Below are 12,342 nucleotides of genomic sequence, written 5' to 3'. Positions count from 1 at the left end.
CTGGTGACTTTAGCAACATGCAGGAAGAGGTAACACTATAAGAATACTGCTTATCGCTGGCCCCAAAAAACCTGCACTAATCTTTTCGATTAATGAATATCACTCATAGTCCCTATCCTCCCCCTGTGATTATCAGCGAACACAAACCCGTTAACATACCCCTATCTCTTCATGTCCAACGGATCCCCATGCTTAATCAACAGGCGCGTACACAGTCGGCTATAGCTAACAAAACAGGTCTCTCGTTTCTACTCATTCTCAGCGCCCTGATGGCTGTAACCTCTTTATCAACTGACATCTATCTTCCGGCTATGCCCATGATGGCCAAAGATTTGCAGGGTGACGCAGAGCTGACAATCACAGGGTTTCTTATCGGCTTTTGCATTGCACAACTGATTTGGGGACCAATTAGCGATCGTTATGGACGCCGTCTACCGCTGTTTATCGGTTTAGGTCTGTTCATCATCGGCTCGGTGGGCTGCGCGTTATCAACAGATATCGTGCAAATAGTCTTCTGGCGTGTTTTTCAGGCGTTAGGTGCCTGTACCGGGCCGATGCTGGCTCGAGCAATGATCCGTGACCTGTTTAGCCGTACTCGTGCAGCACAAATGCTTTCGACTCTGATGATCATCATGGCCATCGCGCCGATTGCCGGGCCCCTGATCGGCGGGCAGATGATTAAAGTCACCTCGTGGCATGCCATATTCTGGCTGCTGGCGATTATCGGAACATTAATGCTGATGTCTTTATTCTGGTTACCCGAAACATTACCTGCTGAAAAACGCTCGCAAGCCTCCGTAACCAGAGCTTTTCAAAACTACTATGCCTTGCTCACCAACGCCAGATACATGCGATTTACTTTGTGCCTGACGTTCTACTACGTTGCAGCCTACGCCTTTATCACAGGTTCCCCGTTTGTGTACATCACGTACTTCGGCGTTGACCCGCAGCATTACGGTTGGCTGTTTGCAGTAAACATTGTTGGACTGATGGCGGTGAGCATGGTCAACAGACGTCTGGTTCACCGCTATCCACTGGAAGCGTTGCTCAGGAATGCCGTATTCATCGCCGCTATTGCGGCAATAGTGCTGGCAGTCACCACCGGCCTGGGTGTGGGTGGAATCACCGTGATTGTCGGCGCTGTGTTCGTGTTCTTCTCTATGAATGGCATCATCGCGGCGACATCCACGGCTTGCGCTCTGGACGCAGTGCCTAATGTGGCTGGCTCCGCATCGGCGCTAATGGGTGCGTTACAATACGGCAGCGGCATCATCTCTTCACTTCTTCTTGCCCTGTTCAGTGACGGCACACCATGGACGATGGGCTGGATAATTGCGTTGTTTACAGCAGCCAGCGCCCTGATGGCACTGACCGTTCAGATAAAAAAATAAAACGTCGTTATTGATGCCAGACGACACTTTCGTCCAGAGATACCCGCCCTTCCCTGTAGCTCAGGGAGGGATGCGTTTTATCTGGGATCCCAAACGAAATACCGTAAAGCAGCCTGAAGCCCTCAGGAACATTTAATATTCGACGCACCGTTTGGGCAAAATAACTCAGCACTGCCTGTGGAACGCCTGCGTAACCGCGAGCTGCCAGGGAAAGCAGGAATGTCTGGGCATACATACCGGCGTCAGAGGCTACGCGAACGTTGTCCCCTACAGCAGGAATGAACAGCAGGGCAACATGAGGCGCGCCGAAAAATCTCACACTACGCTCGACCACTTCTGAGCGACTTAAGTTATTCCCCCGCGCAACGCCCAGTGCCTGATAGTACGAGCGCCCCTGCTCCGAAGCCCGTTGCCTGAATGGCTCGGGATAAGCTTCTTTATCAAACGTAAAATCAAGGCTGTAGTTCCCCGCCCTCAGATCTTCCGTCAGTGCATGGCTTAATTCACGAAGTTTATCTCCTGCAACGATATGCAGGGACCAGGGTTGAGTATTGCAGTTGGATGGTGCGCATTGCGCTTCGAGCAAAATGTCTTTGAGGATATCGCTGGGGATGGGAGATGGAAGAAAGGCTCTAGCCGAGTATCTGTTTTTTACTACCTCACTAAATGTTGGCTCTTGCGTACTCATTTGCTTCTCCGCCTGAAAGTAATTTGAAGTGAATGATTCACTCTCTCCCGATCCATCCTGTCACATCAGGCTCATCCTTTTCATTCCCTGCTCCAGATTAGGTCTATGAATTCCATTCATAGCGCCTATTTAAGCAGCGTAATTATCTTTAACCGCAACTTCGTTAATCTGGGTCTATCGCGTGAATACGCAAGCGGGAAGTGGCTACAGCTGATGGACACACCCCAGCCTGCGCGGCTGGGGCGTCATCGGAGGCTAACTAAATATTCTTATCGAAGAAGACGTCTAACTTTTGCAAAGCCTTATCAACGTATTCAGGCACCCAATACGTCTCGATATGGGTAGCGCCATCGATCAGGAAGAGTTCTTTGTCCTTCGTACCAGTGGCTTTCGCGAACGCGTCTTCAGTCATATAGAGCGTATCCGCTTTTGTACCGGCAATCATCAGCAGCGGTTTATTGATGAGATTGATATGGTCCGTTACGTCAAAGCTCATCAAATCCAGAAGACTGCTGGTGGTGTATTTAAACGTGGAGTTCGGATGCGCGTGGGTTTTCCAGTAATACTCGTAGCCCTGGCGATACAAGGCAAAGGGTAATTTAGCAATCTGTTCATCAGTCAGGTTGGCATCGCCGGAGTAAAGCACTTCGCCTCCGGCGGCTTCCTGAGCACGTGCGTCAGAAGCCTGCTGAAGACGCTGCTGGATAGTATCCAGCTGTGAATCCTGCATGCCGTTGCGGCGCACAAGGCCTGAATTAAACATGCTGATGGTTGCTATCGATTTAAACCGCTTGTCAGTTTCAGCCGCAACAAGTGAATAACCGCCGCCACCGCAAATACCCAGCAGACCAAGGCGGGCGGTATCTACACCAGGATACTGGCTTATGTAGTCAGCCATGCCGTGGATATCCTCAATGCGATTAGCGGGTTTATCCACGCTGCGAGGCATCCCACCGCTGGCACCCTGATAAGCCGCGTCGGCGGTAATGGTGATGTAGCCCTGCTCGGCGAGACGCTGGGCATACAACCCGGCGACCTGCTCTTTTACGCCACCATTAGGATGTGCAACCACCACCGCAGGGTATTTTTTGGCGGGATCGTAGTTAGCAGGGGTATAGACATTCGCAGCAATCTGAATGCCATGCAGATCGTATTTCACCGGATGAATGTTGACCTTGCCTTTGACGTTCTCAGTTATGGCACCGTCATAGACGAGTGTGAATGGATTTTTTTTGTAATCAGCCGCATTGGCTGAGGTCACTCCGGCCATTGCCGTGAGTAGCATTGCACTGATAAGCGTGAATTTCATGATCTCTCCCGATGAGTATTGGCCTGGTTATACAGGCTCGCGGAATCAAATTTGCAGGCTCAGAGTAGGCGGAGAGGGCTGTCAGCATCGTGACAGGGAAATAACATTTTTGTCAGGAAACGGGCTGGGATGGATAAGTGTTTCTGACAACGCTGTCAGGTAACCGTCAGCTTTATGTTGGCAATCAGAAGGCAGAATGGTCTCGCTTAAATGCGATTCATGTTCAGTTTTCTGAGAAAAGGAGCGATCAATGAAAAGACAGAATGCCCCAACAATGCCAGAGCGGCGCAAGCTATTAGTCGCCGGGGCCGGTATTGCCGCCGCCTCGCTGATTCCCCACGTATCGGCGGCGAGCCAATCCTCTCAGGTCGATTCATCCAGACAACCCAGCCAACGCAATGCTGCTCCGGGCAAGCGTAAACTCGGGAAGCTGGAAGTTTCTGCCGTCGGTCTGGGCGCGCAGAACATGAGTCGCAAATACGACACCTCCGTTCCCTGGCGTCCTGAGATGATCAATGTTATCCGTCGGGCATTTGATGAAGGGGTAACGTTCTTCGACGCAGCTGAAGCCTACGGCCCGTTTGAAGTCGAAAAAATTCTCGGGGAAGGCGTCGCCCCGTTCAGGGACAAAATCGTTATCGCCACCAAGTTTGGCTGGAACATTGACCAACAGACGGGAAAGCGTCTGCCGGGCCTTAACAGCAGGCCGGAGCATATCAGGCAGGTCGTCGAAAACATGCTCAAACGCCTGCGTACCGATCGTATCGATTTACTGTACCAACACCGGGTTGATCCACAGATCCCGATCGAAGATGTCGCCGGTGTGGTGAAAGATTTAATGGATCAAGGAAAAGTCCTGCACTGGGGTCTGTCTGAAATGGGCATCAACACGTTGAGACGCGCTCATGCAGCATTACCCGTTACAGCTGTACAAAGTGAATACTCCATGCTCTGGCGTGGCCCTGAAAAGCAGGTATTTCCGGTGTGTGAAGAACTGGGCATTGGGTTCGTGCCATGGAGCCCACTCGGCGTGCAATTTTTAACGGGCTGGATTGATGAGAATACCCGGTTCGCTACCGGTGATTTCCGCGCGACAGAAACACGCTTCTCGCCTGACAACCTGCCACACAACTTACAGCTGGTTGAACTACTGAAATCCTGGGCAATAAGAAAAAATGCCGCGCCGGGGCAGATTGCACTGGCATGGCTCCTGGCCCGTAAACCCTGGATTGTTCCCATTCCTGGCACCACCAATAAAGACCATATGCTGCAAAACACAGCGGCTACCGGCGTATCGCTGACTTCCGCTGAGATGACCGAGCTCACCCGCTCACTGGACGCCATCACTATCCAGGGTCAACGTCTGCCGGATGCCGTGCAGGTTTATTCCGATGTTGAAGCACCGATGAAAAGTTAAGAGGAAGTCCCGTTATGCGCCTGTTGTTAGTCGAAGATGAAGAAAAAACGTCAACCTATCTCTCCCGTGCGCTGGGTGAGTCCGGGTTTACGGTTGATGTCTCTGCAGATGGCGCTGAAGGTCTTCATTACGCGCTGGAGTTCGACTACGACGCGATAATACTGGATGTGATGCTACCGGGGATGGACGGCTACCGGGTACTCGAGGGGGTGCGAGCAGCAAAACAGACGCCTGTGCTGATGCTTTCGGCTCGCGGCTCGGTCGACGAGCGCGTTAAAGGGCTTCGTCTTGGCGCGGATGATTATCTGCCCAAGCCCTTCTCGCTGATTGAGCTGGTGGCGCGTATACAGGCACTGGTACGTCGTCGTTCTACGGATGGTGCGGACATCACCCAACTGCAAATTCACGATCTGCATCTCGACCTGCTGGCTCGCCGCGTATTTCGTGCCGGAACACGGCTGGAGCTGACCGCGAAAGAGTTTTCCCTGTTGAGCCTTCTGGCCCGGCATCAGGGAGAGATTCTTTCAAAAATGATGATAGCTGAGCAGATATGGGACATGAATTTCGACAGCGATGCCAACGTGGTTGAAGTGGCCATTAAACGACTTCGGGCCAAAGTGGATGCGCCGTTCGATATCAAGCTGTTACATACCGTTCGTGGCATGGGGTATGTCCTCGAAGTCCGGTCAGAATAATGAAGGGGATATGTATGCTTAAGCGTTCCATCTCCGTTCACCTGGCGCTGATGTTTGCCTTATCCGCGCTACTGATTGTTTCCGTTATCGGTATCCTGCTCAGAGGCTCTTTGCATGACTCTTTGCAAAAGCAGATGCACAACGAGCTGTTGTTCCGGGAATCATTAATGAGTCCGTGGATCACCGCACGAACCTCGGCTGACGGCTGGTCACTGCTTGCCAATAAATTTACCGTATTAACCAATTCTGAAGGTGAGCGCGTTCGCTACTGGATAGTAAGCGATAACCCACGCTTTAGCATGGGGGGAACACCACCGGTGGGTGTTCAGTGGTCTTCTTTACAGGAAGGCTTTAATAAAGTACCAGGTGCATCAGAAGGTGCATGCTCGCTGTTTCTGTTAGTGAAAACGATCCCCGCCAACGGTGAAAGGCCTGAGCTGCGCTATGTGGTTGCCATCGACTCCACGCCGTATATGGGCACACTCGATGCGTTCACGCGGACATTGCTGATCATTACCGCACTGGGCGTCGTGATTGTCGCCTTACTGGGATACGTCGTGTCAAGGATCGGTCTTCGTCCCGTTGGGGCGCTCAGTAAACAGGCTCGGCAACTCGCTCCCGGGGACCATGGTCAGCGCCTGAATACCGAAGCATTACCTGACGAATTACAGCAGTTAGCATCATCTTTTAATGGCGTGCTGGAACGGCAGGAGGTCGCCTGGCGGCAGCTCGAAAGCTTTAATGCCGATGTTGCGCATGAACTCCGGACTCCGCTGACTAACCTGATCGGCCAGACGCAGCTGGGGCTTTCGCGCCGCCGTTCACATGATGAACTGGAAGAGTTACTGGGTTCCAATCTGGAAGAACTTGAACGCATGACGTCTATTGTTAACGACATGCTGTTCCTTTCCCATGCCCATGCGGGTGAACATGCATCCCAGCTTACCCAAGTCTCCCTGCGCGAAGAAACCCTAAAAACAGCGGAGTATGTGGAACCCTCTTTTGCTGAAAAACAGCTCTCTCTCGATGTTCAGGGCGACGTCACCGCGGACATCGACCGACGACTGTTCCACCGTTCACTGGCCAATTTACTGGAAAACAGCGCAAGACACTCCTCCTCCAACAGTACGGTTACGGTGCGGTTAAGCGAAACCGGTCATCAAGCCTGTGTTGAAGTGTCAAACCCGGGCGATCCAATAGCACCAGAGCACTTACACCGGCTTTTCGAGCGGTTCTATCGCGTTGACACCTCCCGGGCCAGGAGTGATACCCATCATGGACTGGGCCTGTCGATCGTACGTGCCGTCGCCATTATGCACCGGGGAGATGTCTTTGCCCGTAGTGAAGGAGGCATCAATACTTTTGGCCTCACCTTTGCGCTACAAGCGGATAAAGCGGCGGGCAATGCTCATTCCGATACTGAGCCGGGACCGGGGTTAGCTGACAGAATTGTCAGGGGGGCGTCAGCCTGACGTCATTACCCTCCCGATAAAATCATCGCAGGCAATCCCCTCTTCATTGATAAGGACGCTTTGCATGATCGGACATTTACGTTACCTCGGGCTGTTACTGCCCTTCTACACATTTTCATCCTGGGCAGCGGAACAAAATCCCGCTGTCCATATCGCCCCAGCAGGAAGTCAGAACGCGGTGTTCGGGCCAGCCGAGAACTTTACCGGTCGTGTCAGGGTTGATCCTCTCTTCAAACCGGATAATGACATCCCTGTTTCCGGGGCTTATGTCACGTTTGAACCCGGCACTCGTTCCGCCTGGCATACGCATCCGGCAGGTCAGCGGCTGATTGTGACCTCGGGTGTTGGGCTCACCCAACAAGAAGGCCAGCCGGTGCAGGTTATTCGCGCCGGAGATGTAGTCTCTTGCCCGGCGGGCGTCAAACACTGGCACGGCGCGGCCCCCGGCAGCGCGATGACGCATCTGGCGATAACCGGGATTGTGGATGGCAAAAGCGTTAACTGGATGGAGAAAGTGACAGATGAACAATACCACGCCCATTAAAGCATTAACGGCAGCGGTACTGCTGACCTTTGGTTTTGGTCTCGCGGCACATGCTGCGCCCGTCAATAAAGGAGCCTCAGAAATGAACCACGAACAAAAGGTTTCAGATACGCTGTCAGCCCGCCAACAGGCCATCCCGTTGATTGCGGCATCGATGGCCAGCAGCCAGATGGATAAGCTGAATGCAGCCCTGAATCAGGGTCTTGACGCAGGGCTCACGATAAACGAAACCAAAGAGATTCTCGTCCAGCTTTATGCCTATACGGGCTTCCCCCGTAGCCTGAATGCGCTTAGTGAACTGATGAAGGTCGTCGAAGCACGTAAACAACGTGGTATCAAAGACGTTGAGGGTAAAGAACCGGTTGCCCCGATCCCTGTCGGGGATGAGCTTCGCCGTGTCGGTACCGCAAACCAGACAAAAATCTCAGGCGCTCCCGTCCAGGGCCCACTGTTTGATTTTGCCCCGGTGATTAACCAGTTTCTGCAAACGCACCTTTTCGGCGACATTTTCGCCCGTGATAACCTTGACTGGCAAAGCCGCGAGCTGGCAACGGTTGGCGCATTAGCGGCCACGCCGGGCGTCGAATCACAACTGCTGTCGCATACGCGAGCAAGCATGCGGGTCGGCCTGACGGTGTCGCAGCTGCGCCAGCTGGCACAGGTTCTGCGTGAACATGGCGAAAGTGATGCAGCAACGCGAGCTGAAAAGGCGCTGCAGCAGGCGCTCGCAAACAATTAGGAGTGGATTATGGAGCATGATCCCAACCGCAGAATGTTAATCACCGCACTTGCCGGGCTGACGCTGGCGAACGTTTCTTTTGCCTCAGCTGCGACCGGAACCGCAAACGTGCAGGGTAAAAGCCGTGTTCTGGTGGCGTACTTTTCCCGCAGCGGAAATACACGAGTCATTGCGGGCGTCATTCACCGCTGCCTGAATACCGATCTGTTTGAAATCGAACCAGCTACGCCTTATCCGGAAGACTATTTTCAGACCGTTGAACAGGCGAAAAATGAGCGTGAGCGAGGCGTAAAACCGGCATTAAAAAATAGCGTTGCAGATACCTCACGCTACGAGACCGTGTATTTAGGCTTTCCGATCTGGGGGACCAGCGTGCCGCCTGTAGTGCAAGCATTTCTCAGCAGCCACAACCTTGCGGGCAAATTACTCATCCCCTTTATTACTCACGGTGGCTACGGTAAAGGAGACAGCGACGACATCCTTGCCAGTCTCGCCCCAACTGCGCGTCGGGAAAAACCGCTGGTCATTGAATGCGATCAGGAGCGAAGAACCACTGAAACGGTAACAAGTTGGTTAGAGACAATACGCAGCTGATTCATTGATATGAGGAGATACCCTTGAAGACACTTTTAAAAACACTGTCCGTCTGCATGATAGCGAGTGGCCTGGTGGCTCAGTCGGTATACGCAGCGCCGCTGGTCATTCAGGAACAGGGAAGCTTTTCTGCTGGCGGAACTATCACCACTGCCCCGGGTAAGTTTGACGCGAAGAAGCCGCTGGATTCTGCTGGCCAAACTTATCATGGCGATCATGCCTCAGTGTTCTACCAAATTCCGGAAAATCCGCATAAATACCCTATCGTCATGCTGCACGGTGCAGGTCAGTTCTCCCGTACCTGGGAAAGTACTCCAGATGGTCGCGAAGGGTTCCAGAACATCTTCCTGCGTCGCGGGTTCTCAACCTATCTTGTCGATCAGCCGCGTCGGGGCAGCGCCGGACGTACGACTGTAGAAGGTACTGTTACGCCTAAACCGGATGAACAGATGTGGTTCAACCAGTTCCGCGTTGGCGTGTGGCCAGAGTATTTTAAGGGCGTTCAGTTCTCTCACGACAAAGAAGCACTGAATCAGTATTTCCGTCAGATGACCCCAAGTACCGGGCCGTTTGATATCAATGTTATCTCTGATGCGATGTCCGCCGTCGTGGATAAATCCGGCCCCGCTATCCTCTTCACCCACTCTCAGGGTGGCGGACCAGGCTGGTACACGGCGATGAAAAACGACAAGGTCAAAGCCATTGTCGCCTTCGAGCCAGGCAGCAGCTTTGTCTTCCCGGAAAAAGAACTCCCTGCCCCTATGCCAAGCGCGTTCGACACGCTGAAGGGTGAGCCTGTTCCGATGGAGCAGTTTATGGCTCTGACCAAAATCCCGATTCTGATTATTTACGGCGATAACATACCGGATAAACCTGTCGCCATGCCCGCGCAGGACAGCTGGCGCGTACGCCTTGCAATGGCTCGGGAGTGGCGCGACGTGGTGAACAAGCATGGCGGTGATGTGACGGTGACGCATCTACCTGAAGTGGGAATCAAAGGGAATACCCACTTCCCGTTCTCTGATTTAAATAATGTGCAGATTGCTGATTTGGTTAGTCAATTTTTGAAGGAAAAAGATCTGCAATAGGGAAAGCTAGTATTGAGCCTTCATTCATGAAGGCTCAATACAAACATCAGTTTATCAAAAAAATAAAATGGGAACGTGACGGTCTGCTGTGAGCAAGGCGCGGAACCTGGCAATTATTTACACAACTAATGAAGTTATTACTAACATCACGGATGTATTAATTAACGGGGAGTAAGCCAGAGGTGAAGGACAGTAAAAATATGTAAAATCTTTATTTTTCTTCGTAGAAAGATGAAAGCATAGGGCCAAAAATACGGAGAAATATATGAACTTATCAATGCCTTGGAGTTTAGCTGGACGCCTTTTTAAGTGGATGTGGGATAAAATTACTCGATTATGTTTACTAAAGACCTATCAAAAATCTCACGAGTACAAAGCTAGTCGCCTTCGGTTAGGAGCGCGTTGGGAACCACTCGGCGAGTACCTAGAGTACTCGTTGCGCCTTTCTAGTTCTGCCGATCATGAAACAGTAAAATCCTGTATAGCTTTTCGGGCAAAAGATATTCTGGTAGAGAATATTAAACTTTATTTTGAAGCGTCTGGACATGGTATTCGTTACCAGCAGAAAATTGATTTGGTAAATCTGGACCAATCTGTCCTGATTGTTCACTTAGATCAAATTCCTCGGCAGGAGCTTGTGGAGGCTTCTGAGCGCGGTATATTTTTTTCGATTACCGAAACGCAGTTAACTCAATGCGTCATTACGTTAGCTGGGGGCCAACAACAGCAACCCTTTGATTCAATAAGGTCCCATCTAACATATAACTGGTTGCTAAATGACAAATGGGTGCGACGCTGGGGAGAGTTATGGAACTGTAATGCCATTGAGCATGCGAAAACCGAAATGAAGTCTTATTGGCGTTGGCGATTGGGAGAATTTAAACATTTTTCCCTTTACAGTGCTGGGCTCGGGCCTTATCCCTGGAATGGAATATTACGCAAAAGCCTATGCAAGCTTTTGATCAACCACCATATTATCACAATACAGTTCTGGCTAGCGGTACATTCTGGACGGTATGTTCTTGGAGATGGAAAACTGAAGCTCAATCAGCGACGAATTAGAAAAGTGAAACCCAGCAAAGCTTCGAACCTTTGAGCTCAGTTGCATTTTTCATTCCGAGCCCCTGGGCGCTAGGGACTGACAACGATATTACCATGAAATGGCCTTCGCTGCAGAAACTGTCAGTCCTCCTGTAAGCACCTATAACGATTATATGGTGCTTTAACGCATCACTTTGTTCCAGTCGATTACATGGCCAGCAGCCTCGAGTTCTCGGGAAAGAGATTGCTTCCATCCATTATTATCATCCATCGGTTCCCAAACAACACCGGCGAAATCACTGGGTATTTCTACTGCCCCTTTTTTAAGGGCGCAGACTTTATCTCGTCCAAGGTGACCAATAAAAAAACCTAACTCCAGAAGCACATTTTGGCGTGCTCTGGGTTCAAGCGCACCACCTTTTACACCCCCTTCATCATCAGGGGTAAGTAGGACAACCGCAAATCCCACGTTGCCGTATTCAATAACTTTCTCAATAACAGTTCGACCCCGATTAGCCTGTTCATGCAATATAATTGCTTCCAGACCAAGGCGTTCCAGAAAGCGAGCCACTTTTTCGCGGGAACCCTCATCGTGACCATGAACAATAAATACTTTCTTAGATAGAGGGGGAGTTAACATGGCCTGGGGAATTCCCTTCGATTGAATGTAGTTTTTGTAGTCCCGAATAAAGGGGATGATTAACTGACCGGTGAGCGCATGAATATTGCTGATGATTCTTTTACCAGAATAAAAGAAATTAATACTGAAGTGGACGGCATAGCTAGGATCGGCGCCTAATTTCCAGATTAAAAGTAGTGTTAGGCCTAGCTCTTTTTTGGGATCTTCTGGCCAGTCAAGAGTTGCACTTCCGACCATTGATCTCGCAGATTGTGCACTCTTTTCAAGAAAACTCTCTAAGTCAAGATCTGCAACTAATTCTTTATTATAAGGCTCAAGATCAGGATGTTTCAGAAGTTGAGCAAGTTTTTTTAAAGGACGTTCAAAGGTTTGTGCCTGTGAAGCCTGTAGGTCCAGAACGGCATTATTAATATCTGCAAATATATCTTTTGACATCAATTTTCCTCGTTATTTTTAATTCTGAACTTTGTAGCTTTTTGGATTAAATTTTCACGATATGCTTGCTTCATTTGCTCGGCCAATGGACTAATAATCGAATTGGATGAGTATTGAGAGACTCGTTCGTCAACTATTTGATTTATCTTTTGAATTGCATTTTCAATACTGGCTGGATCTTGTGGGTCAAAATGCACAGTACCTAAATTTCCATCCAACTCACTCAGTGCCAACTGGGCCACTTTCAACTCTTTTTGTAGCTTGTCTAAACCGGTAATTTTTAACATGG

13 protein-coding genes are annotated in these 12,342 nt (G+C 50.6%); 9 read left to right on the top strand and 4 right to left on the bottom strand.

Annotated features, from left to right (window positions below):
• Nucleotides 1-188 precede the first annotated feature (188 nt).
• Nucleotides 189-1,391 carry a multidrug effflux MFS transporter gene (locus ACQG1K_RS04600; RefSeq protein ID WP_154850564.1) on the top strand — a complete coding sequence of 401 codons (1,203 nt, stop codon included), beginning with the start codon at nt 189-191 and terminating at the stop codon, nt 1,389-1,391.
• Nucleotides 1,392-1,398: 7 nt separating this feature from the next.
• On the opposite strand, the gene ACQG1K_RS04595 is transcribed toward ACQG1K_RS04600, so the two are convergent.
• Both ACQG1K_RS04595 and ACQG1K_RS04590 read right to left on the bottom strand, forming a co-directional pair.
• Nucleotides 1,399-2,079, bottom strand: a complete 681-nt coding sequence (locus ACQG1K_RS04595) for a nitroreductase (protein WP_154850566.1) — start codon at nt 2,077-2,079, stop codon at nt 1,399-1,401.
• A 259-nt stretch (nt 2,080-2,338) separates the two neighbouring features.
• A complete protein-coding gene (locus ACQG1K_RS04590) occupies nt 2,339-3,388 on the bottom strand; it encodes an alpha/beta hydrolase (RefSeq protein ID WP_063146705.1) in 1,050 nt (349 codons plus the stop codon).
• 250 nt (nt 3,389-3,638) lie between these two features.
• Here ACQG1K_RS04590 and ACQG1K_RS04585 point away from each other — a divergent pair, with 250 nt between their 5' ends.
• The 8 genes from ACQG1K_RS04585 to ACQG1K_RS04550 all read left to right on the top strand — a co-directional run bounded on the left by ACQG1K_RS04585 (nt 3,639) and on the right by ACQG1K_RS04550 (nt 11,033).
• Nucleotides 3,639-4,805, top strand: coding sequence for an aldo/keto reductase (locus ACQG1K_RS04585; RefSeq protein WP_171936209.1), 1,167 nt, complete (start codon nt 3,639-3,641; stop codon nt 4,803-4,805).
• A 14-nt stretch (nt 4,806-4,819) separates the two neighbouring features.
• Entirely contained in the window at nt 4,820-5,500 is a 681-nt protein-coding gene (locus ACQG1K_RS04580) for a heavy metal response regulator transcription factor (protein WP_063216386.1), read from the top strand.
• A gap of 14 nt (nt 5,501-5,514) precedes the next feature.
• Complete coding sequence (locus ACQG1K_RS04575; RefSeq protein WP_063149373.1) at nt 5,515-6,972, top strand: heavy metal sensor histidine kinase; 1,458 nt, start codon at nt 5,515-5,517, stop codon at nt 6,970-6,972.
• Between the two features lie 64 nt (nt 6,973-7,036).
• Nucleotides 7,037-7,516, top strand: coding sequence for a (R)-mandelonitrile lyase (locus ACQG1K_RS04570; RefSeq protein WP_063149372.1), 480 nt, complete (start codon nt 7,037-7,039; stop codon nt 7,514-7,516).
• Complete coding sequence (locus tag ACQG1K_RS04565) at nt 7,494-8,255, top strand: carboxymuconolactone decarboxylase family protein (protein ID WP_063149371.1); 762 nt, start codon at nt 7,494-7,496, stop codon at nt 8,253-8,255. Before ACQG1K_RS04570 ends, ACQG1K_RS04565 begins: the two co-directional genes overlap by 23 nt.
• 9 nt (nt 8,256-8,264) lie before the next feature.
• Nucleotides 8,265-8,849: a flavodoxin gene (locus tag ACQG1K_RS04560; RefSeq protein ID WP_063149370.1), complete on the top strand. Its 585-nt coding sequence runs from the start codon at nt 8,265-8,267 to the stop codon at nt 8,847-8,849.
• Between the two features lie 23 nt (nt 8,850-8,872).
• On the top strand, nt 8,873-9,937 hold the full coding sequence (locus ACQG1K_RS04555; protein WP_063149369.1) for an alpha/beta hydrolase: 1,065 nt from the start codon (nt 8,873-8,875) through the stop codon (nt 9,935-9,937).
• Nucleotides 9,938-10,202: 265 nt separating this feature from the next.
• Nucleotides 10,203-11,033 carry a hypothetical protein gene (locus tag ACQG1K_RS04550; protein ID WP_154850574.1) on the top strand — a complete coding sequence of 277 codons (831 nt, stop codon included), beginning with the start codon at nt 10,203-10,205 and terminating at the stop codon, nt 11,031-11,033.
• A 126-nt stretch (nt 11,034-11,159) separates the two neighbouring features.
• On the opposite strand, the gene ACQG1K_RS04545 is transcribed toward ACQG1K_RS04550, so the two are convergent.
• A complete protein-coding gene (locus ACQG1K_RS04545; protein ID WP_367076066.1) occupies nt 11,160-12,053 on the bottom strand; it encodes a nucleotide-binding protein in 894 nt (297 codons plus the stop codon).
• Nucleotides 12,053-12,340, bottom strand: a complete 288-nt coding sequence (locus ACQG1K_RS04540) for a hypothetical protein (RefSeq protein WP_426720932.1) — start codon at nt 12,338-12,340, stop codon at nt 12,053-12,055. The genes ACQG1K_RS04545 and ACQG1K_RS04540 overlap by 1 nt, the downstream gene beginning before the upstream one ends.
• Between the last annotated feature and the right edge of the window lie 2 nt (nt 12,341-12,342).

The sequence above is a fragment of the Enterobacter cloacae complex sp. 402C9 genome (assembly GCF_050030745.1).
Lineage (GTDB): Bacteria > Pseudomonadota > Gammaproteobacteria > Enterobacterales > Enterobacteriaceae > Enterobacter > Enterobacter intestinihominis.
The sequence above is the reverse complement of the archived record's forward strand: the minus strand, read 5'-3'. Positions and strand labels throughout refer to the sequence as shown.

Coding starts and splice junctions, on each gene's coding strand:
- ACQG1K_RS04540 (WP_426720932.1), bottom strand. CDS start 12,340: ATGTTAAAAATTACCGGTTTAGACAAGCTACAAAAAGAGTTGAAAGTG.
- ACQG1K_RS04550 (WP_154850574.1), top strand. CDS start 10,203: ATGAACTTATCAATGCCTTGGAGTTTAGCTGGACGCCTTTTTAAGTGG.
- ACQG1K_RS04545 (WP_367076066.1), bottom strand. CDS start 12,053: ATGTCAAAAGATATATTTGCAGATATTAATAATGCCGTTCTGGACCTA.
- ACQG1K_RS04590 (WP_063146705.1), bottom strand. CDS start 3,388: ATGAAATTCACGCTTATCAGTGCAATGCTACTCACGGCAATGGCCGGA.
- ACQG1K_RS04560 (WP_063149370.1), top strand. CDS start 8,265: ATGGAGCATGATCCCAACCGCAGAATGTTAATCACCGCACTTGCCGGG.
- ACQG1K_RS04580 (WP_063216386.1), top strand. CDS start 4,820: ATGCGCCTGTTGTTAGTCGAAGATGAAGAAAAAACGTCAACCTATCTC.
- ACQG1K_RS04600 (WP_154850564.1), top strand. CDS start 189: ATGCTTAATCAACAGGCGCGTACACAGTCGGCTATAGCTAACAAAACA.
- ACQG1K_RS04595 (WP_154850566.1), bottom strand. CDS start 2,079: ATGAGTACGCAAGAGCCAACATTTAGTGAGGTAGTAAAAAACAGATAC.
- ACQG1K_RS04585 (WP_171936209.1), top strand. CDS start 3,639: ATGAAAAGACAGAATGCCCCAACAATGCCAGAGCGGCGCAAGCTATTA.
- ACQG1K_RS04565 (WP_063149371.1), top strand. CDS start 7,494: ATGAACAATACCACGCCCATTAAAGCATTAACGGCAGCGGTACTGCTG.
- ACQG1K_RS04575 (WP_063149373.1), top strand. CDS start 5,515: ATGCTTAAGCGTTCCATCTCCGTTCACCTGGCGCTGATGTTTGCCTTA.
- ACQG1K_RS04570 (WP_063149372.1), top strand. CDS start 7,037: ATGATCGGACATTTACGTTACCTCGGGCTGTTACTGCCCTTCTACACA.